The sequence below is a fragment of the Microbacterium luticellae genome (assembly GCF_050408645.1).
In the GTDB taxonomy this organism is placed as follows: domain Bacteria; phylum Actinomycetota; class Actinomycetes; order Actinomycetales; family Microbacteriaceae; genus Microbacterium.
Window position 1 is genome coordinate 230,691 of sequence record NZ_JBNTKE010000002.1, and the last position, 18,664, is coordinate 249,354.

16 protein-coding genes and 1 riboswitch are annotated in these 18,664 nt (G+C 61.9%); of the genes, 5 read left to right on the top strand and 11 right to left on the bottom strand.

Going from position 1 to position 18,664, the window contains the following annotated elements:
* Positions 1-60: 60 nt before the first annotated feature.
* Positions 61-699 (top strand): bifunctional 4-hydroxy-2-oxoglutarate aldolase/2-dehydro-3-deoxy-phosphogluconate aldolase, encoded by a 639-nt coding sequence (locus ACQUSW_RS06790; protein ID WP_428931533.1) that lies wholly within the window; start codon positions 61-63, stop codon positions 697-699.
* Positions 699-1,439 (top strand): sulfite exporter TauE/SafE family protein, encoded by a 741-nt coding sequence (locus ACQUSW_RS06795; protein WP_428931534.1) that lies wholly within the window; start codon positions 699-701, stop codon positions 1,437-1,439. Before ACQUSW_RS06790 ends, ACQUSW_RS06795 begins: the two co-directional genes overlap by 1 nt.
* 12 nt (positions 1,440-1,451) lie before the next feature.
* Here ACQUSW_RS06795 and ACQUSW_RS06800 read toward each other — a convergent pair whose 3' ends face one another.
* The gene (locus ACQUSW_RS06800) at positions 1,452-2,297 is read right to left on the bottom strand and encodes an SDR family oxidoreductase (protein ID WP_428931535.1); all 846 of its coding nucleotides are present in this window, start codon (positions 2,295-2,297) and stop codon (positions 1,452-1,454) included.
* 45 nt (positions 2,298-2,342) lie between these two features.
* Complete coding sequence (locus ACQUSW_RS06805) at positions 2,343-3,104, bottom strand: SDR family NAD(P)-dependent oxidoreductase (protein ID WP_428931536.1); 762 nt, start codon at positions 3,102-3,104, stop codon at positions 2,343-2,345.
* Positions 3,105-3,220: 116 nt separating this feature from the next.
* Between ACQUSW_RS06805 and ACQUSW_RS06810 the strand changes: the two genes are divergently transcribed.
* Positions 3,221-3,580 (top strand): DUF488 domain-containing protein, encoded by a 360-nt coding sequence (locus tag ACQUSW_RS06810; protein ID WP_428931537.1) that lies wholly within the window; start codon positions 3,221-3,223, stop codon positions 3,578-3,580.
* Between the two features lie 12 nt (positions 3,581-3,592).
* Here ACQUSW_RS06810 and ACQUSW_RS06815 read toward each other — a convergent pair whose 3' ends face one another.
* From ACQUSW_RS06815 to ACQUSW_RS06825, 3 genes are all read right to left on the bottom strand, one after another.
* Complete coding sequence (locus ACQUSW_RS06815) at positions 3,593-4,399, bottom strand: energy-coupling factor transporter transmembrane component T family protein (protein ID WP_428931538.1); 807 nt, start codon at positions 4,397-4,399, stop codon at positions 3,593-3,595.
* A complete protein-coding gene (locus ACQUSW_RS06820; RefSeq protein WP_428931539.1) occupies positions 4,396-5,856 on the bottom strand; it encodes an ABC transporter ATP-binding protein in 1,461 nt (486 codons plus the stop codon). The genes ACQUSW_RS06815 and ACQUSW_RS06820 overlap by 4 nt, the downstream gene beginning before the upstream one ends.
* Positions 5,853-6,497, bottom strand: coding sequence for an ECF transporter S component (locus tag ACQUSW_RS06825; protein ID WP_428931540.1), 645 nt, complete (start codon positions 6,495-6,497; stop codon positions 5,853-5,855). Before ACQUSW_RS06825 ends, ACQUSW_RS06820 begins: the two co-directional genes overlap by 4 nt.
* Positions 6,490-6,599, bottom strand: a riboswitch (TPP riboswitch). (Overlaps the previous gene by 8 nt.)
* A gap of 88 nt (positions 6,600-6,687) precedes the next feature.
* On the opposite strand from ACQUSW_RS06825, the gene ACQUSW_RS06830 reads away from it, so the two are divergent.
* Entirely contained in the window at positions 6,688-8,376 is a 1,689-nt protein-coding gene (locus ACQUSW_RS06830) for a D-alanyl-D-alanine carboxypeptidase family protein (RefSeq protein WP_428931541.1), read from the top strand.
* Between the two features lie 34 nt (positions 8,377-8,410).
* Here the strand turns inward: ACQUSW_RS06830 and ACQUSW_RS06835 are convergent, their stop codons facing one another.
* From ACQUSW_RS06835 to ACQUSW_RS06845, 3 genes are read right to left on the bottom strand one after another with little or no spacing between them, the layout of a single operon-like run.
* On the bottom strand, positions 8,411-10,501 hold the full coding sequence (locus ACQUSW_RS06835) for an ABC transporter ATP-binding protein (protein ID WP_428931542.1): 2,091 nt from the start codon (positions 10,499-10,501) through the stop codon (positions 8,411-8,413).
* A complete protein-coding gene (locus tag ACQUSW_RS06840; protein ID WP_428931543.1) occupies positions 10,498-12,225 on the bottom strand; it encodes an ABC transporter ATP-binding protein in 1,728 nt (575 codons plus the stop codon). Before ACQUSW_RS06840 ends, ACQUSW_RS06835 begins: the two co-directional genes overlap by 4 nt.
* Before the next feature lie 28 nt (positions 12,226-12,253).
* Complete coding sequence (locus tag ACQUSW_RS06845) at positions 12,254-13,333, bottom strand: enoyl-CoA hydratase/isomerase family protein (protein WP_428931544.1); 1,080 nt, start codon at positions 13,331-13,333, stop codon at positions 12,254-12,256.
* Between the two features lie 161 nt (positions 13,334-13,494).
* On the opposite strand from ACQUSW_RS06845, the gene ACQUSW_RS06850 reads away from it, so the two are divergent.
* A complete protein-coding gene (locus tag ACQUSW_RS06850; RefSeq protein ID WP_428931545.1) occupies positions 13,495-15,714 on the top strand; it encodes an ABC transporter ATP-binding protein in 2,220 nt (739 codons plus the stop codon).
* A gap of 36 nt (positions 15,715-15,750) precedes the next feature.
* Here ACQUSW_RS06850 and ACQUSW_RS06855 read toward each other — a convergent pair whose 3' ends face one another.
* From ACQUSW_RS06855 to hemB, 3 genes are all read right to left on the bottom strand, one after another.
* Entirely contained in the window at positions 15,751-16,218 is a 468-nt protein-coding gene (locus ACQUSW_RS06855; protein WP_428931546.1) for a hypothetical protein, read from the bottom strand.
* Positions 16,219-16,327: 109 nt separating this feature from the next.
* Positions 16,328-17,656 carry a glutamate-1-semialdehyde 2,1-aminomutase gene (gene hemL, locus ACQUSW_RS06860; RefSeq protein WP_428931547.1) on the bottom strand — a complete coding sequence of 443 codons (1,329 nt, stop codon included), beginning with the start codon at positions 17,654-17,656 and terminating at the stop codon, positions 16,328-16,330.
* Positions 17,657-17,689: 33 nt separating this feature from the next.
* Positions 17,690-18,649 carry a porphobilinogen synthase gene (hemB, locus tag ACQUSW_RS06865; RefSeq protein WP_428931880.1) on the bottom strand — a complete coding sequence of 320 codons (960 nt, stop codon included), beginning with the start codon at positions 18,647-18,649 and terminating at the stop codon, positions 17,690-17,692.
* Positions 18,650-18,664 lie beyond the last annotated feature (15 nt).

The following is an 18,664-nucleotide window of genomic DNA, read 5'->3' on the forward strand; positions in this document are numbered from 1 at the left end:
CGGTGACAAACAACCTGCGAAGATGGCAAGCACGCCCCGTTCTCGCCGAAAGGATCCCCCATGACTGATCGCCTTGCTCGCACTCGCGCTGCAGGAGTACTCGCTGTTCTTCGCGCTCCCTCCCCCGAAGCGGCTATCGATTCGGCCGAGGCGATTATCCGCGGCGGGGTCACAGGAATCGAAGTCACTTTTTCTACTCCGGATGCCCCTGCTGTTATTCGTGAACTCCTCCAGCGCCACGGCGACAGCATTGTTGTCGGTGCGGGCACTATCACCACCCCTGAGCAGGCCGAGGCCTCGGCCGAGGCTGGGGCCGAGTTTCTTGTGAGTCCCGGCACGCTGCCCGCGCTCACCCAAACGATGGTTGACACCGGCAAGGTCGTCATGAGCGGCGCACTCACGCCCACCGAAGTGATGGCCGCCCTGCAGCTCGGTGTTGATGTTGTCAAGATTTTTCCTGCGTCGCTGGGTGGCCCGGCCTACCTGGGTGCGCTGCGCGGCCCCTTCCCGGATGCCCCTCTTATGCCCACCGGTGGCGTTAAGCCCACCAACCTGGCCGACTGGTTCGCGGCGGGTGCCGTGGCTGTTGGTGCCGGCGGAGACCTGGCCAACTCCACGGCCATTGCCCGTGCCGACTGGTCGGAGCTCGAACAGCGCGCCCACCACTTCGCCCAGGCTTTGGCTGCGGTTCGTTCCTAATGCCCGAGCTGTCGCTGGTGGCTTGGGGGCTTCTAGCCATCGGTGCGGTCATTATCGGAGTCTCAAAAACCGCGCTGCCTGGCGCCAGCATCCTGTCGATTGCTCTGTTGGCCACTGTGTTGCCGGCGCGCACCTCGACCGCAGCTATGCTGTTGCTGCTCATTGTCGGCGATGTTTTTGCTCTCATCGCCTACCGCAGGCATGCCCACTGGCCCACACTCGTTCGCCTCGCACCCGCGGTCGTCGCGGGGCTACTAGCGGGTTTCGCTTTTCTTGCACTGGGTAACGACACCGTTGTGCGCCGCGGTATTGCCGTTATTCTGCTGGCAATGATTGCGCTCACGCTGTGGCGTCGGCGGCATCCGGTGTCAGAAAATACTGTTCGCACCGGATGGCTGACGGCGGCCGGTTACGGCAGTCTTGGTGGGTTTACCACCATGGTCGCTAATGCGGGTGGCCCCGTGATGTCGATGTATTTTTTGGCCACCCGCGCACCCATCAAAGTCTTTCTTGGCACCGCAGCCTGGTTTTTTGCGATCGTGAACCTGATGAAGGTTCCGTTTCTTGCCGGGATTGGCCTGTTTACTCCCTCAGTGCTCATCATGGACGCCGTGCTCGCACCCGGCGTCGTGATCGGCGCACTCATCGGGCTCGCGGTGGCGTCGCGCATCAACCAGCAGCTGTTTGACCGCATCGTTATTGTGCTGACGGTCGTCGGGTCGCTGTATCTGTTGATCTAGCGCGACACCTGCCTAGTCAAGAAAAATATCGGGGAACAGTTTGTCGTCGGGCGTACCCGGCACGGCGGCGTATCGCGAGAAATCGGTGACACCGGCCTGCTCGAGTACATCTTCAACGATGAGGGTTTCGCCCGTGCGCTTCCGCGATGGTTGCGTGATCACCTCATAGGCGGCATCCGCATAAATTTCGGGCGTTCTGCTGGCGGCCATCACACGGTCGCCACCCAATAGGTTTTGCACGGCGGCTGTCGCGATGGTGGTACGCGGCCACAGCGTGTTGGCGGCAATACCGTCGTCGGCGAACTCGGCGGCAAGCCCCAGCGTCACCATTGTCATGCCGTATTTGGCCAGCGTGTATCCCGTGTGAGCGCCCAGCCATTTGGGTGACAGGTTGAGGGGCGGTGAGAGCGACACAATGTGCGGATTCGCCGACTCTCGCAGCATCGGTATAGCCGCGCGCGACAGCATAAATGTTCCACGCACGTTGACGTCTTGCATGAGGTCGTACTTTTTTACCGCGAGGTCCATCGACGGCGAAAGATCGATGACACTGGCATTGTTAATGATCACGTCGACGCCGCCGAACTCGCCCGCCGTGGTCATCACGGCCTCGGTAACCATGTCGTCGTCGCGCACATCACCCACAATCGGAAGCGCCTGCCCGCCGGCCTGCTGAATCTGCTCGGCAGCCGTATGAATCGTGCCTTCAAGCTTCGGATGCGGCGTGTCAGTCTTTGCCAGCAGCGCAATATTGGCCCCATCGGCCGCGGCGCGCAACGCAATGGCCAGACCGATCCCCCGGCTGCCGCCCGACATGAGAATGGTTGTGCCCTGCAGAGGCTTGGTCGTATCAGTCATGGTGCTCCTCGTATCGGGGCGCGCACGGGCGTCGCCACAGCCTGCTTATTTGGGCGCCATTCGAATAGCGCCGTCGAGCCTAATGGTCTCGCCATTGAGATAATCGTTTTCGACAATATGCTGCACGAGCGCCGCATACTCCTCTGGCTTGCCGAGTCGTTGCGGGTACGGCACCTGCTGGCCGAGCGAATCTTGGGCGGCCTGCGGCAGCCCCGCGAGCATGGGTGTTTCCATAATGCCGGGCGCAATCGTGCACACCCGAATGTGGTGGCGTGCCAGTTCACGCGCAATCGGCAGCGTCATGGCGTGCACGCCACCCTTCGACGCCGAATAGGCGGGCTGACCGATTTGTCCGTCGAAGGCGGCGACGCTCGCCGTATTAACAATCACACCGCGCTCACCTGCTGCATCCGGATGCTGCTGAGCCATGGCCGCCGCCGCCTGCGCAATAACAGCGAACGTGCCCACCAGGTTCACCTGCACGATTTTTGCGAAGTCGGCCGACGACGCCGGGTTACCTTCGCGGTCGAGCACTTTGGCAGGCGGCGCAATACCCGCACAGTTGACCACGATGCGCAGCGGTGCCGCAGCCGTCGCCAACTGTACGGCGTTGCGCACGTCGTCGTCGTTGGTGACATCGGTGGCAACGAACGTGCCGCCGAGTTCTGACGCAACTTTGGCTCCCTGCGACGACGCTAAATCAACGATGACGGGGTGGGCTCCGGCGGTCGCGAGGCGACGGGCCGTTGCAAGGCCCAGGCCGCTGGCGCCTCCGGTAATGAGTGCGCTTGTTTCTGCAATCTGCATCCGGTTCTCCTTCGAACAGAGCAAAGTGGCAACTGCGATCCAGCATACGCGCTTCTGTTTCTCCCATCCCGCTGCTCGCTCTAGACACAGGTGCTGCGCGGGTGTTTGCTGGGGTTATGGATCTCAATAGCAAACGTGCCTACGACGACGCCGCTGCTTCTGATGGATTCCGTGTGCTTGTTGACCGACTGTGGCCGCGCGGAATATCCAAAGAAGATGCGCGCATCGACCTGTGGGCGAAAGAGGTTGCCCCCAGTGACGAGCTTCGCAAGAAGCTGCACGCCGACAGCGATTTTTGGCCCGAGTTTCAGAAAAAATATCGCGCAGAACTGCACGGCGATTCGTCGTCTGCGCTGCACGAACTAGTCGACACCCTGCGCGACAAGAAAACCGTCACTCTCGTGTTCTCGGCACACGACACCGCACACAATAACGTGGTCGTCCTCGAACAAGAACTGCGCAAGCTACTGGGCTAATCGGCCAGAGGGTCAGCGCCCGGAGGGCCCGATAATAAAGTTCCAGGTGCCAAATACGACGGCCGCTGTAAGGGCGATTGTCGGGATGAGTACGGCGATTGCCACAAGCACCGTGTCTGCGCGTGTCCATACCGAGGGCCGCGCCCACGTGCGTGCCGCGGTGCCGCCAAAGCCGCGTGCTTCCATCGCTGTTGCCAGCGATGAGCCACGGCGGATCGCGAGAACAAACAGGGCAAAAACCATGCCCAAGGCTCTCCGGATGCGACCCTGATCGGTTACTCCGCGCGCGCGGCGCGCAAGGCCCAGCGCACGCCAGTCGTCAACAAGCAACCCCAGCATGCGCATTCCCGCCAGCGCACCGAGCACAAAACGGGCGGGTAGTCGGGCACGCTGCGCGAGGTCGTCGGCCAGGTCGGTCGGGTCAACGGTGGCGAAGAGACAGATGGCGGGCAAGCCGATAGCAAGAATACGCACGCCCGTAGCTGCTGCGAGCGCCAGCGAACCATCGCTGACCTGCATAAACAGCCACTGAAAATGCACGGTGCCGCTGGTTTCACCGTAGAGCGCAATGGTTAATGCACCGGTGGGGGCAGCAAACCACAGCACTGCCGTGCGTAACCAGAATTCCCGGAGCGTCAGGCCCGAGAGCACAAGGATCGGTATCTCAAGTGCCAGTGCAACGGTGGCCGAGAGTACGTCGATGCTCACGACGAGCGGCACACTCACGAGCAGGGCTGCAGCCAATTTTGCGAGCGCACTGCGGCCAGCGATCGGTCCGCGGCGCTGGATGCGGCGCTCGGGCGCTGTCATAATGCTCATGCTGCCACCTCGATCGCTCGCGCCTGCAGGGCACGCACAACATCGCGGTCATGCGTGATTGCAACAACACCCGCCCCCTGGTCGCGAATACTGGCGATGAGCGCCACGAGTTCGGCCCACGTGCGGGAGTCTTGGCCGAAGGTGGGTTCGTCAAGCACCAGCATCCGGGGTCTGGTCGCCAGCATGGCGGCGACGGTGAGGCGTCGCTTCTCGCCACCCGAGAGTGTGTAGGGGTTTGCTTCGGCAAGCCGGGCTAGCCGTAGGCGTTCGAGTAGTTCGTCGGTGCGGTCAGTGATTTCTTGGTCGGTCAGCCCCAGTGCGCGCGGACCGATCGCGAGTTCTTCGCGCACCGTTTTCGCCAGCAACTGGTGTTCGGGGCTCTGCAGCACTGTTCCGATGCGGGTGAGGAGTGCACGCGACGACCATCGAAAAGGGTTGCTGCTTTCGCTACCTCGAAGTGCCACCGAAGCCTGCACGCTACCGTTCTCGCCAGAAATAAGGCCGGCCATGGTGAGACCGAGCGTCGATTTACCCGCACCATTGGGCCCCACGATGGCAACGGCCTCACCCGCACGCACCTGCTGCGTGAACGGACCAGCAACAGGCACGCCGCGCTGCCGAGACACGGTCAGCTCGTGCGTCTCTATGAGCACTTCGCCCGCAGGCTTCTGGGGTGCTGCGGGCCAGGCGGGCGGATGCCCCGGAACCCACACGCCCGCCACGGCCAGCTCTGCACCGCGCTCTTCGAGCACCTCACGTGGACTGCCATCGGCAATTACCACGGTGCTGTCGCCGTCGCGGCCCAGCACAATCACGCGGTCGACCACGGGCAGCCACGCCTCGATGCGGTGCTCAATTACCACGAGGGTTGCGCCGGTCGCCTCCAGCGCCGCCGCGACAGCATCACGCACCTCCGTAACGCCCTCTGGGTCGAGGTTGGCGGTCGGCTCGTCGAGCAAAATAGCGCCGGGCTGCATCGCCAGCACACCGGCAAGAGCCAGTCGCTGCTTTTGTCCACCCGATAGCGCTGACGTCGACCGGTCAAGAGCAACATCCAGCCCCACCCGGTGCAAAGCCTCGTGCACGCGCGACCAAATGTCGTCACGCGCAACACCTAAGTTTTCGCAGCCGAAGGCAACGTCATCACCCACGCGCGCCAGAATCGTCTGGGTATCGGGATCTTGCAAAACCATCCCCACACGACCCCGGATGCTGCTGGCCGCGGCGCCATCAACCAGCACAGCGCCCTGCTCCTCACCCTCATCGGCGCCGCCGAGAACACCGCCGAAACCCTGCAGAAGCGTCGACTTACCCGATCCCGATGCACCGAGCAGCAGCACGCGCTCGCCCGGTTCGATGCGAACGCTCACATCACGCAGGGCCCACGCCCGGCGAGTGGCATAGCGCCACCCCCAACCGTGGGCCTCCAGACGTGCGGGAGAACCCGATGCGGTCATACCCGGGCGGTTGTTTCGCGGCCGGCAGCGAATCGGTTGAGAGCGCCGGTGGCTGCCAGAGCACGCGCAATCAGCCACGACCCGAGACCTGCGATCACAATGCCCGAGATGGTTGTTGACGAAATATAGACGGTAGTAAACAGTGTGTCGGCGCCCGGATACCAGAGAATGCGGTCGTTAATGCCGCACGCCAGGCCTGTTCCGGCCCCGGCAAGCAAAACAACCGGCAAACGCCACACGCCATAGAGAAACGCGAGGAAGATCAGCTCAGCACCCAGCCCCTGCACGATTCCTGAGGCGATGGTGAGCGGACCCCACGAGTTACCCACCAGGGCAGAGATAGTGGCCGCTACCAATTCGGTATACAGGGCTGCGCCCGGTTTACGAATAATGATCGCGCCCAGCACACCGGCAAAGAGCCACGGCCCCGCCAACAGACCCTGCAATCCGGGCACAAGCGGCTTCAAGAACGCGCTGGGCACCTCGTAGCCCACGTTCCACACGAGAAACACGGCGGCGCAGGCCACGGCGATAACGCTGGCTACAACGATGTCAACAACGCGCCACCGCAGCGAGCGCGATTGTTTCGCAGAATCACCGTGCTCCTGCACGGTACGGATGGGTGACGTAGACGTACTCATATACTCTCCTCCCTGCGCTGGCATGATCCAGATCAGGTTCGACGGTCGAAGCGCGGGTCGCTTCCTCTCAGCCCGAAATACCGGACTCCCGTGGTTGTGCTGCCAGCATAGCCCGCTTTATCTCGGGTGGCATCCGGTATGTATTTATTCGACTCCCGCACTCAGGTGGAGTTAGGTACCGTAGAAAGCGATGACCGTCGACGACACCGCTGCCGCTCCTCCCCCACGGCACAGGACACGTCGGGAGTCGCGCGCTGCCCGCGAAGCAGCTGCGTCACAGACACCCAACGATCCACCGCCCGAGGGGTTATTTGAGCAACCTCCTGCGCTTTTTACCTCGCCCTTCCACAACGACACACTGTTTCCGGATGCCGCAGCCCCCACGCCGCCCATAACGCAGGGCGACGCCCCCGAACCCGGCGTGCTCACGGCCACTTTCGGCGTGCTCAGTAGTGAAGAACCTGCTGATCCGGTAGAAGAAGTGGCGCACAAGCCTGAGCTGTCAGAGCCCCAGGCCAACGCGGTAGCATCCGGTATGGCATTGTCGTGGGTCGACGAATCAACAGTCACCGGGTTACCGGGCGCAGGAGCATCTTTAGGCCCTCTTCCCCCCGGACATCGGGCGTCTGCCGACCTACTCGCCGACTTTCCTGAGCGGTCACAGTGGAAACGCCCGAGCGTTTTTTTGCCGCCCCTCATCACGGTGGTTTCGGCAGCAGCCTATGGTGCTGCCGCGGCGCTATGGCCACTCGATGCTGTTGCCCCCACAGTGACGTCGCTCAGCGTTACCGCGGCCCCTGCTCCAGCGGCCTCGTTTACGTGGCCCGAGCGTGGCAGCGCAGCGGTGGGGGTAGAAAACATCAACGCTGTCGCGTCGTCAGAAGAACCCACACCCATGGCCAGCATCACCAAGGTCGTCACGGTGCTCGCCGCCCTCGATGCGCTTCCGCTAGAAGAGGGCGAGACCGGCCCCGAGTTCTTTTTCACCGAAGAAGACAGCTACGACTTTTGGCAGTACCTGTGGAGTGACCAGTCGGCGTTAGATGTTCCCGTCGACGGCAGCCTGAGCGAATATCAGCTCATTGAAGGCATCATGCTCGGCTCTGCCAATAACTATGCCGATAGGCTCTCGCAAGAAATTTGGGGCAGCGACGACGACTTTGTTGTCGCCGGCGAGGAGTGGCTGGCCGAACAGGGCATTAGCGGCGTCGAGCTGGAAAACCCCTCGGGGATCGGCTGGGGCAATACGGCAACGCCGCGATCGCTACTGCAACTGGCAGAACTCGCCGTAGAACACCCCGTGCTGGGCCCCATCGTTGCGACACAAGAGACCGAGATTCCGGGGGCCGGCGAGGTCAAGAACACCAACCGACTGCTCAGTGACCCCGGGATGCTGGGCGTAAAAACCGGCACCAACGACGACCACTACAACCTGCTCTCCGCCAAGGAAGTCACGATTGGCGATGCCACCGTGCGCATCTTCATTTCTGTTCTTGGTCAAGAAGACAGTGACGCCCGAGTCGACGTCACCCGCGACCTGTACCGGCAGGCAGAAGCCCAGCTACACGCGCAGGCTGAAGCGCCCACGATTGCCGCCGAAACACCCGTTGGCAGCATCGAAACACCCTGGGGATCCTCTGCCGACATCGTTACGCGCGACGCTGCACAGGTCGTACTGTGGAACGCCGCAACGCCCACGGTCGACACCGAATTGACTGTCGGCAACGACCGTCAGCGTGGCAGCAGCGTCGGCACTCTGAGCGTGACCGGCCCCATCAACACGGCCACGGTCGATGTGGTGCTCACAAACGATGTACCCGACCCCAGCCTGTGGTGGCGCCTCACACACCCGCTCGAACTCCTCGGTCTCACCGGCTAGAGGCGTGAACTAAGCAGGGCCGTTGCGCAGGGGATTACGCAGGTGACCCTGGTGCTGCCTCGTCGGCAGTAACCACGGGCAGCGACCCTGTCATCGCCTCTTCGGCATCGATATCGGTGGCAGCCTCTTCAAACTGTGACTGATACAGCCGCCAATAGGCTCCGCGCGCAGCAATCAGTTCTTCGTGGTTGCCCTTTTCTACAATATCGCCGTGCTCCATCACCAGAATGAGGTCGGCGTCACGAATCGTTGACAACCGGTGGGCGATCACGAACGATGTGCGACCCTCGCGCAGCGCGGCCATGGCGTTCTGTAGCAAGAGTTCGGTACGCGTATCGACGGCCGAGGTCGCCTCATCAAGAATGAGAATCGACGGCTCAGAGACAAACGCCCGCGCGATCGTGATCAGCTGGCGCTCACCGGCCGAAACATTCGATGCGTCTTCTTCGAGAACCGTGTCATAGCCCTCGGGCAGCGCATGCACAAAACGGTCGACATACGTCGCTTCTGCGGCCGCATACACCTCAGCATCGCTGGCGGTCGACTTGCCGTAGCGAATATTCTCCAGAATCGTTCCGGCAAAAAGCCACGGGTCTTGCAACACCATGCCTGTGCGTGAGCGCAGGTCTTCGCGGGTCATCTCGGCAATGTTCTGCCCGTCGAGCAAGATACGGCCACCGTCAAGCTCATAAAAACGCATGATCAGGTTGACCAGCGTTGTTTTCCCCGCCCCGGTCGGCCCGACAATCGCCACTGTTTGCCCGGGTTCCACCCGGAACGACAGGTCGCTGATCAGTGGCTGGTCGTCGCTATATGAGAAACTCACGCCATCGAATTCGATCACGCCCTGGCCCTCATCCACGGTCGGTGCGTCATCGGCATCCGGATCTTGCTCTTCGGCGTCGAGGAAGTCGAACACCCGCTCGGCCGAGGCCGTCCCCGACTGCACAACGGCGGCCATGCCACCCAGTTCGCTCAACGGTTGCGTGAATTGCTGCGAATACTGGATAAACGCCTGCACATCGCCCAGGCGCAGGTTGCCGCTGGCAACCATGAGCCCGCCCAGCACAGCAATGCCCACATACGTGAGGCTGCCGACAAACGTCATGGCCGGCATGATGATGCCCGAGAGGAACTGTGCTTTAAAGCTGGCTTCAAAGAGTTCTTCGTTTTCTTCTTGAAAGCGGTCAAGCGCATCTTGCTCGCGGCCAAAAACCTTCACGAGTGCGTGCCCCGAGAATGCTTCTTCGACGCGGGCGTTCAAGCGGCCCACCTTGCGCCACTGCACACCGAAAGCCTTTTGCGAGCGCGGGCCGATGATTCCGAAAATGACGCCCATAAGCGGCAGCGCAATGAGCGCTACGAGTGCCAGCTGCCACGAAATCGAGAACATCATCACCAGCACACCGACCACGGTAAGAATCGAGGTGAGTGCGCCCGAGAGCGACTGCTGCATGGTCTGGGTGATGTTGTCGATGTCGTTAGTCACGCGCGAGATAAGCTCACCGCGCTGCACACGGTCGAAGTAGGCCAGCGGCAAACGGTTGATCTTCGCTTCGACGTCTTCACGCAGGCGCCACATGGTGCGCACCATAATGACGTTGATCACGTAGCCCTGCAGCCACGACAGCAGTGCAGAACCGACATAGATGGCCAGAACGCCAACAATGATGGAGCGCAGGCGGTCAAAGTCGACACCAGCGCCGACAGAGAAGTTGTCCATGGCGCCGACCATGTCGGCAAAGGTGTCTTGCCCTGCCTGCCGCAGAGCGTCAACGACCTCTTCGCGTGAGGTTCCGGCAGGAAAACCGGGGAATCCCGCCATATCGCTACCCAGCGCACGCGAAATAAAGCCCTCGTACACAGCGTTGGTGGCCTCACCCAGCACCTTCGGTGCGATAACAGCGAGTACAACACCGATCGCTCCACACAGCGAAACCAGGGCGAGCCAGATTGCCGAGGGTTTGAGCAGCCCAATCATGCGGGTAAAGCTCGGCCAAAAGTGGTCGGCTTTTCCGGCGGCTGGTCCGTCCCAGCCGCCACCGTCTTGGCGTGCCTGCTCGGCGAGTTCTTTTTCGCGCTCGTCGTCGATTTCTACGGTCGCGTTTTCGCGGCTGTCGCTCATGCGTCTACCCCCAGCTGCGATTCGACGATCTCTTGATAGGTCTCATTGGTGGCCAGCAGTTCGCTGTGTGTTCCCGCGCCCACCATGGTGCCGCCGTCGAGAACAACGATCTGGTCGGCGTCGGTAATTGTCGAAATACGCTGCGCGACAACCACCTTGGTCACGTTCGGCAGTTCACGCCAGAGCGCCTGCCGCAACCGTGCATCGGTCGTCAGGTCGAGTGCCGAGAATGAGTCGTCAAAGAGCAAGATGTCGGGCTGGTGCACAATCGCCCGCGCAATGGCGAGACGCTGTCGCTGCCCACCAGAAACATTCGTGCCGCCCTGAGCGATGCGCGAGTGGAGGCCTTCCGGCATCGCTTCGACAAAGTCGCGGCCCTGAGCAATCTCTAGCGCCTTCCACAGTTCGTCGTCGGATGCCTCTTCACGGCCGTAGCGCAGATTCGACGCCACCGTTCCTGTAAACAAGAACGGGCGCTGCGGCACAAGCCCGATGCTCTGCCACAGATGGTCGACATCGGCTTCGCGCACATCGACGCCGCCCACTCGCACAGCACCTGCAGTGACATCGAAAAGGCGGGGAATGAGCGAGATCAGTGTTGTTTTACCCGAGCCTGTTGAACCCACGATCGCGACGGTCTGTCCCGGTTGCACAGCAAAGCTTATACCGGTAAGAACCGGTGCTTCGGCTCCGGGATAAGTGAACTCCACGTCGTCAAAAACAACCTGTCCCGGCGCCGTAAAAGCAGTGATGCCATGTTCGGGGCGTTCCATCGAAGTTTCGGCCTCGAGCACCTCGCCAATACGTTCGGCAGAGACCGCGGCGCGCGGAATCATCATGGCCATAAAGCTCGACATGATCACGCCCATCATGATCTGCCCCACGTACTGCATAAAGGCAAAGAGGGTACCGATCTCAACGTTTCCGGCATCGACCTCCACGCCACCAAACCAGATGACGCCCACAACGGTCACGTTAAGAACAAGCATGAACAGCGGAAACAGCAGCACAAACAGTGATCCGATGTTGCGGCCCACGATCATAAGATCGGTGTTCGCCGAACGGAATCGTTCTTCTTCTACCCGCTCGCGAACAAAGGCGCGCACGACGCGCACGCCTGTCAACTGCTCACGCATAATGCGGTTGATGGTGTCGAGCATGTTCTGGTTGCGGCGGAACAGCGGCACCATCTGGCTGATCACAATAATGGCCAAGACCAACAGCACAGGCACAGAAATAGCGATCAGCCAGCTGAGCCCTACGTCTTGCCGCACCGCCATAATGATGCCGCCGATGGCCAGCAGCGGCGCTGTCACAAACATTGTTGCGCCCATCATGGCCAGCATCTGCACCTGCTGCGCATCGTTCGTGTTGCGAGTAATGAGCGAGCCCGCACCAAACTGCGAAACCTCGCGCTCCGAAAAACTGCTCACGCGTGAAAAGACATCGGCCCGCACATCGCGCCCGAGCGCCATCGCTGCTCGTGCCGCACACAGGGTGGCAATGATCGAAGCAAGAATCTGGCCGAACGACACCGCGAGCATAAACGCGCCGTGCTTCCAGATATAGGCGGTGTCGGCCTTCGCTACGCCCTCATTAATGATTTCGGCGTTGAGGGTGGGCAAATATAGGGCTGCCATCGCTGCCGTGAACTGAAACACCAGCACACCCAGCAGCAGCCACTTATAACGGACCAGATATCGGAGAAGAAGTTTTCCTAGCACTGGTGTGCCCTTCGCGGTCAGTCGGCGGTTAGTCGTTGCTATCCCACAGTCCTACTGCGGGACGAAAATCACGCGCCGCTGCCCCGGCGTCATTCGTGAGGTCATCAATTGTTGCAGGTTGCCAGCGGGGTGCGCGATCTTTATCGATAACCTGCGCGCGAATTCCCTCCACGAGATCCGGATGCTGCTCGGCAAACCACAGCACGCGGCGATACTCGCCCGCAAGCGCCGCCCGCAGGTCGGGCATGGCCCGTGCCTCACGAACCGCATCGAGGGCCACGACCAACGATGTCGGTGATACCTCTTCTATAGCGGTCAGGGCCGCCCGTGCGGCGTCACGGTCGATGTCCCGCAGTCGATCGCGAATTTCTGCGACGGTGTCGGCCGAGAACACTTCGTCAATCCACTGCTGTTCTTCGGCCAGGGGCGCAGCATCCGGGGTCTCATCAAACCGCAGTACCAGTTCGCTGGGCCCTGCGGGATCAGCACGGTAGGCGAGTGCTTCACGCAGGCCATCCAGGCGATCCGAGGGAACAAAGTAGTCGGCAAAGCCCGCATAGATAGCATCGGCTGCCGACATTGATGCACTCGTCAACGCCAAATACTCGCCCACTCGCCCTGGCGCATGCGCAAGCAGCCAGGTACCGCCAACATCGGGGGTAAAGCCGATGCGGGTCTCGGGCATTGCCAACTGCGAGCGCTCGGTGACCACACGAATAGCGGCATGGCCGCCCACACCGATACCGCCACCCATCGTGATGCCGTCAAGCAGTGCCACGAACGGCTTGGGAAACTCTGCGATGGCAGCGTTCAGCGCGTACTCGGTGCGAAAAAATTCTTGCGCCAAAGAGACATCACCCGAGGTGATGTTTTCATGCAGCACCCGGATGTCACCCCCTGCGCAGAGTCCTCGCTCTCCCGCGCCCTCCAGCAGCACCATGTGCACATCAGTGTCGGTGCGCCACTGCTCAAGGACCTCGGCAAAAGCCTCAATCATTTCGAGATTGAGCGCATTGAGCGCCCGCGGGCGGTTGAGGGTAATGCACCCGAGGGAGTTCTCTCGATGAGCGAGCAGAAGTTCAGATGAGGTGGGAACGTCGATGGTCACGAATGTCAGGCTACCGCCAAAACCTGGATCCATGATCGAATACCTACCACGGATACCCAGAGCCTGGTCGGCAACGAATACGGCGACTCCCACACGAAGAACAGCCGATATGCAGGTGTTTCCGACAAGATAGAGAGAACCGGCGACGAGGAGGAACGGGCATGCCCGAAGGTCAGCTAATTGAGTTCTCCCATGTGACGAAGCGATTTGGCGACGTCACGGCGGTCGACGACCTCTCAGCACGTATCGAACCAGGAACCGTTACGGGTTTCCTCGGCCCTAATGGGGCAGGCAAAACGACGTCTTTGTGCATCCTGCTGGGTCAGGTGCGCGCGACGGCGGGAACGGCCACTATTGGTGGTCAAGAATTTTCGCAGATTCGCCAGCCGCTGCGTACGGTCGGGTTTGTTATGGAAGACACCGGCTATCGTCCGCGCCGCACGGCACTGCGACAGCTGACGGTCACCGCGCGCGCCAACGGTATTCCCCTCAGCCGTATTGATGAGGTGCTGGCACTCGTTGGTCTTGAACACGACGCCGACGCAAAAATCGGTACCTATTCGCTGGGTATGCGTCAGCGCCTGAGCGTTGCGACGGCACTGCTGGGCGACCCGGGCGCACTTGTTTTTGATGAGCCCGCCAATGGGCTCGACCCGGAAGGCATCCGCTGGATGCGGCTACTGCTGCGCCGTCTTGCCGATGAGGGGCGCACGGTGCTGGTGAGCTCACATGTGATTAGCGAGATTGAACGCATCGCTGACCACGTTCTTGTGCTCTCGCACGGACGGCTGCTCTTTGACGGCAGCATCGATGAACTTGCCGACCCCACCGGTGGTCCTGTTGTCGTTGATTCTGATGACCGCGCTGGCCTGGCACGTGCCCTTGCCGCTGCCGAACTCGACTACGACCTTCTTCGCTCGGGACTCACGGTGCGCGGCAGCGACCCAACAACGGTGGGTGCCGCGGCTGCCGAAGCGGGCATTGCGCTCACGAGTTTGCAGCGCCGTTCGCCGAGCCTTGAAGACATCTATTTCGAACGCATCCGCACCGGTTTTGACACGGTTACGCCGAGTGCCGAGCCAGCCGCTGCGCCGGGTGAGTCTGCTGACGACAGCGATGATGCCGTAGACGACATCGACAGCGCCGCTATCGCCCCACAGCCCGAAGAGTACGGGTCTGAGCCACACGAAGCAGAGGCACCGGATGCTGCAGACACAGAAGTAGATGCCGATGCCACAGCGGTGACCGCAGCCGCCGCCAGCGCTGGTGCCGCCGCACTCGCACCGAGCGCCGCCGGTACAGCAGCAGCAACATTCGGGAATGTTCCGTCGGTGCTGCCCGAACACCAGAGTGCTCCGGCAGACGACCATGATGATGATCTGCTCGACACTCCCGTGACGGAACAGGTCCCGGCCCATGAAAGCCTGTTTCACCCGACAGCACCGGTCGAGCAGGCACCAACCGACGCCGAAACTGACAACGACAGCTTCGCGCCCGAATCGTCGCCAGCAACCCCGGCCACAATCGCGTCGCCCGAAACCACCGAAGTCTTTCTGGCCGATATGGCGCAGGCCACCGGTGCAGAAGTCATTGACGACGACGACGTCACCGACGACACACCGGCCGCCCCCTGGGCACCGGTCTCACACAACACCGCGCCCGTCAGCGTCATCGACCATGTCCCCTCAGCACCTGAGCGTGCGGTTGATCCCGTTGTCGAACAGGAACCCGCGCCCGTTGTCGAACAGGAACCGGAGCCGGCCTATGAGCAGCATCCGGAGCCGCCAGCCGAGTATGTTGCCGCCGAAGCTCCCAGCTTCGAAGACGGCAGCTTCGAAGACGGCGAAGGTGATGAAGACGACAGCCCCGAAGACACGGCGACCGAACCACCCGTGAGCGCCGGGCTCTTTCCTGCCGTCAGTACGAGTGGTTCAGCCTTCGGCCCAGCAGCCGATGCTGCACGCCCGGCAAATACTGATGACTCCGGGCTCTCAGCACAGCTGTTTAACACCACGGCCGTCGAGCAGTCGGCAGGGGTACCCACTCAGCCCTTCGATGTGCTGATCACGGGAGTACCCGAGGTCACACAGGAGGTCGATGACGAGCCGGCTTCCGATGACGAGCCCCCTGCACACGACGAGCCCACCGTGTACGACGAACCCACCACGCGTGAGGTTCCCACCGTTACTGACGACCCTCAGGCGGCTCGAGCTGCAGCCGTCAGTGCGTCTATTTCTGCTGCGGCCCGCGCCTACTTCTCAGAAGAGACTGACGACGAATCACCGTTCGGACGTGCAGTAGCCCACGGCAATGACTCGCCGTTCTCGACATCGGTAAACGACAGCCCGGACGACGACCACTCGCACAACGATCACTCGTAAGACAGAAGCGAGTCGCTGCTCAGACAGGAACGGAGTTTAGGCGGGCTTCAGTGTGGGCTTCGCCTTACCCCGGTTTCGCGACGGACCACCGGCATCCGGGGTAACAGGTATCGCACCCGTTGCAGCGATCTCAGTGACATCCGTGGGTTCTGCCGAGACATCGAGGCGCAGAGCCTGCGCTAAAGCTAGGCCGTGCCGCGTGCCCAACAGCAAACGGGCGTAGTCGCTGCCTTCAAGATCGATCACCACGGCCGGGCGACGGCGGCGCACCAAAACGAAGTCACGACTGGTGGCGGTCTCCCACGTACCTGCCGCGAAGAGTCCCTTGATGTGGGTTCCTGGCGAAGCGACACCGCGCAACCACGTCCATGGCTCTTCTGTCAGCTGAACCTTGGTGATGTGGTCGCGATCAACACGCAAATTGTCACGGTAAAACGCCGCCGCTTGCTCGAGAGGAGAAAGAACAACTTCGAGCTGCGATGTGTCAAGCAGCAGAGTTACCATGCCACCAGTCTGCCAGTCCTCACCGACACTTGGGCCTGTTGAAGCTCACAGGAAGACAACGATCCTGCTAGCAACCTGCCACAGTCACAGCGCACCAAGGCCCATCGCCTCATTTGCTCACAGTTGCCGATGCCGCAGCCTCCGCCGCGCGTGGCAGCGCCGACACAATCGCATCCACGGCCTCGTCGCTGTGCGCCGCGGTCAAGAACCACGCCTCAAAGACGCTCGGCGGCAGTGCCACGCCCTGCTCGAGCATGCTGTGGAAGAAGGGCGCGTACCGCCACGACTCCTGCGCCTGTGCCTGCTCATAGTTGCGAGGCTGCTCGGCGCTGAAAGCGACACCGAAGAGGTTTCCTGCTCGCGGCACCGCATGCACGACCCCGGCATTGCTCAGAGCCCGACCGAGGGCCGTTGCCACCGTATCGGCCGCACGATTAATCGCCGCATAGACGTCGTCGGTGGCCAACCGCAGTGTCGCCAGGCCCGCCGCGACTGAGAGCGGGTTCCCCGACAGTGTGCCGGCCTGATACACAGGCCCCACGGGCGCCAACTGATCCATGAGGTCTGCACGCCCGCCGAGCGCAGCAAGCGGCATACCGCCCCCGACCACCTTGCCAAACGTCATAATGTCGGGCACAAACGTCTCGCCCTCGTCGATCTGCAGGCCCCAGTATCCGGCACGATGAACACGGAAGCCGGTCAAGACTTCGTCGAGAATCATGAGCGAACCATAGGCGTGTGCGGTGTCGGCAATCAGCCGGTGGAACCCGGGCAGCGGCGGCACAACCCCCATGTTCGCGGGCGAGGCCTCGACGATAATGGCCGCGATACGTTCACCGTGCTCAGCAAACACGGTGCCAAGAGCGTGCGGGTCGTTATAGGGAATAACCAGTGTTTGCGCGGCGATGGCCGCGGGTACTCCGGCCGACCCGGGCAGCGCAAGGGTTGCCACGCCCGAACCCGCCTCTGCCAGCAGACCATCGGAGTGGCCGTGGTAATGCCCCGCAAACTTCACCAACAGGTCGCGCCCTGTTGCACCACGAGCAAGGCGAATCGCAGTCATGGTGGCTTCGGTGCCCGTACTCACCAGCCGCACACGGTCGACGGGAGCATAGCCGCCCGCCTGCACCCGCTGCGCAATCAGCGCCGCCAGTTCGGCCTCGCCCTCGGTGGGAGCCCCAAAAGATAGCCCACGCTCTGCGGCCTTCTGCACGGCAGCAACCACCTCGGGGTGTGCATGGCCGAGAAGAGCAGGACCCCACGATGCCACAAGGTCAACATAGGTTCTTCCTGCAGCATCCGTCACTGTGGCGCCGTGCGCGCTCTGCAAAAACCGTGGCGTGCCGCCCACCGAACCATAGGCGCGAACCGGAGAGTTAACCCCTCCGGGAATCACCGTGCGAGCAGCGGCAAAAAGATCATCGTTACGGTCGGTCATGAGAGGCCCTTTCACTCGGGGTCGTCGACCCGGCTATAACCAGTCGGCAGCTTCTGTTGCCCAGTAGCTCAGTACCGTGTCGGCACCCGCCCGCCGAATAGAGGTGAGAGATTCGATGATCGCGCTGCGTCGCTCGAGCCAGCCGTTCGCCGCTGCTGCTTCGAGCATGGCGTACTCTCCCGAGACCTGATAGGCCCAGACAGGAACACGCACGGCGTCGCGCACATCACGAACCACGTCAAGAAAACCCAGTGCGGGCTTCACCATGACGATATCGGCGCCCTCTGCTTCATCAAGCACCGCCTCGCGAACCCCCTCGCGCCGGTTCGCCGGGTCGATCTGGTAACTGCGGCGGTCGCCGTCGAGCTGCGAATCGACAGCGTCACGAAATGGTCCATAAAAAGCGCTGGCGTACTTGGCTGAATAGGCCATGAGCACCGTGTCGGTGTGCCCGGCTGCATCCAGCGCCTGCCGCACGGCTGCCGTTTGGCCGTCCATCATGCCGGAAAGACCCAAGAGATGTGCTCCCGACTCTGCTTGAGCACACGCAATCGCCGTGTACCGTTCGAGCGTTGCGTCATTGTCGACCGTGACCACGCCGCCGTCGTCGACGATGACCCCGCAGTGGCCATGGTCGGTGAACTCATCCAAACATAGGTCGGTTTGCACCGTGATCGCATCGCCCACCTCGGCAACGACCGCGCGTGTTGCCACGTTGAGAATGCCTTCCGGGTCGTCCCCGGCAGAACCACGCGCGTCGCGCTGCGCCGGAATCCCAAACAGCATCACGCCACCGACGCCTGCTTCGGCCGCTGCGGCAGCTTCTCGACGCAAACTATCGATCGTGTGCTGCCACACGCCGGGCATCGAGGCCACAGCACGCGGTTCGGCAAGGTCTTCGCGCACGAACAACGGTTGCACCAGGTGGCGCGCGGCCAGTTCTGTCTCGCGAGTGAGGGTGCGCAACGCTGCCGATTGGCGCAGGCGCCGCATCCGGATGCTGGGTAC

Bases quoted from the DNA above. Each gene is read 5' to 3' on its own strand.
- ACQUSW_RS06790 (WP_428931533.1), top strand. From the start codon at position 61: ATGACTGATCGCCTTGCTCGCACTCGCGCTGCAGGAGTACTCGCTGTT.
- ACQUSW_RS06795 (WP_428931534.1), top strand. From the start codon at position 699: ATGCCCGAGCTGTCGCTGGTGGCTTGGGGGCTTCTAGCCATCGGTGCG.
- ACQUSW_RS06800 (WP_428931535.1), bottom strand. From the start codon at position 2,297: ATGACTGATACGACCAAGCCTCTGCAGGGCACAACCATTCTCATGTCG.
- ACQUSW_RS06805 (WP_428931536.1), bottom strand. From the start codon at position 3,104: ATGCAGATTGCAGAAACAAGCGCACTCATTACCGGAGGCGCCAGCGGC.
- ACQUSW_RS06810 (WP_428931537.1), top strand. From the start codon at position 3,221: ATGGATCTCAATAGCAAACGTGCCTACGACGACGCCGCTGCTTCTGAT.
- ACQUSW_RS06815 (WP_428931538.1), bottom strand. From the start codon at position 4,399: ATGAGCATTATGACAGCGCCCGAGCGCCGCATCCAGCGCCGCGGACCG.
- ACQUSW_RS06820 (WP_428931539.1), bottom strand. From the start codon at position 5,856: ATGACCGCATCGGGTTCTCCCGCACGTCTGGAGGCCCACGGTTGGGGG.
- ACQUSW_RS06825 (WP_428931540.1), bottom strand. From the start codon at position 6,497: ATGAGTACGTCTACGTCACCCATCCGTACCGTGCAGGAGCACGGTGAT.
- ACQUSW_RS06830 (WP_428931541.1), top strand. From the start codon at position 6,688: ATGACCGTCGACGACACCGCTGCCGCTCCTCCCCCACGGCACAGGACA.
- ACQUSW_RS06835 (WP_428931542.1), bottom strand. From the start codon at position 10,501: ATGAGCGACAGCCGCGAAAACGCGACCGTAGAAATCGACGACGAGCGC.
- ACQUSW_RS06850 (WP_428931545.1), top strand. From the start codon at position 13,495: ATGCCCGAAGGTCAGCTAATTGAGTTCTCCCATGTGACGAAGCGATTT.
- ACQUSW_RS06855 (WP_428931546.1), bottom strand. From the start codon at position 16,218: ATGGTAACTCTGCTGCTTGACACATCGCAGCTCGAAGTTGTTCTTTCT.
- hemL (WP_428931547.1), bottom strand. From the start codon at position 17,656: ATGACCGACCGTAACGATGATCTTTTTGCCGCTGCTCGCACGGTGATT.
- hemB (WP_428931880.1), bottom strand. From the start codon at position 18,649: ATGCGGCGCCTGCGCCAATCGGCAGCGTTGCGCACCCTCACTCGCGAG.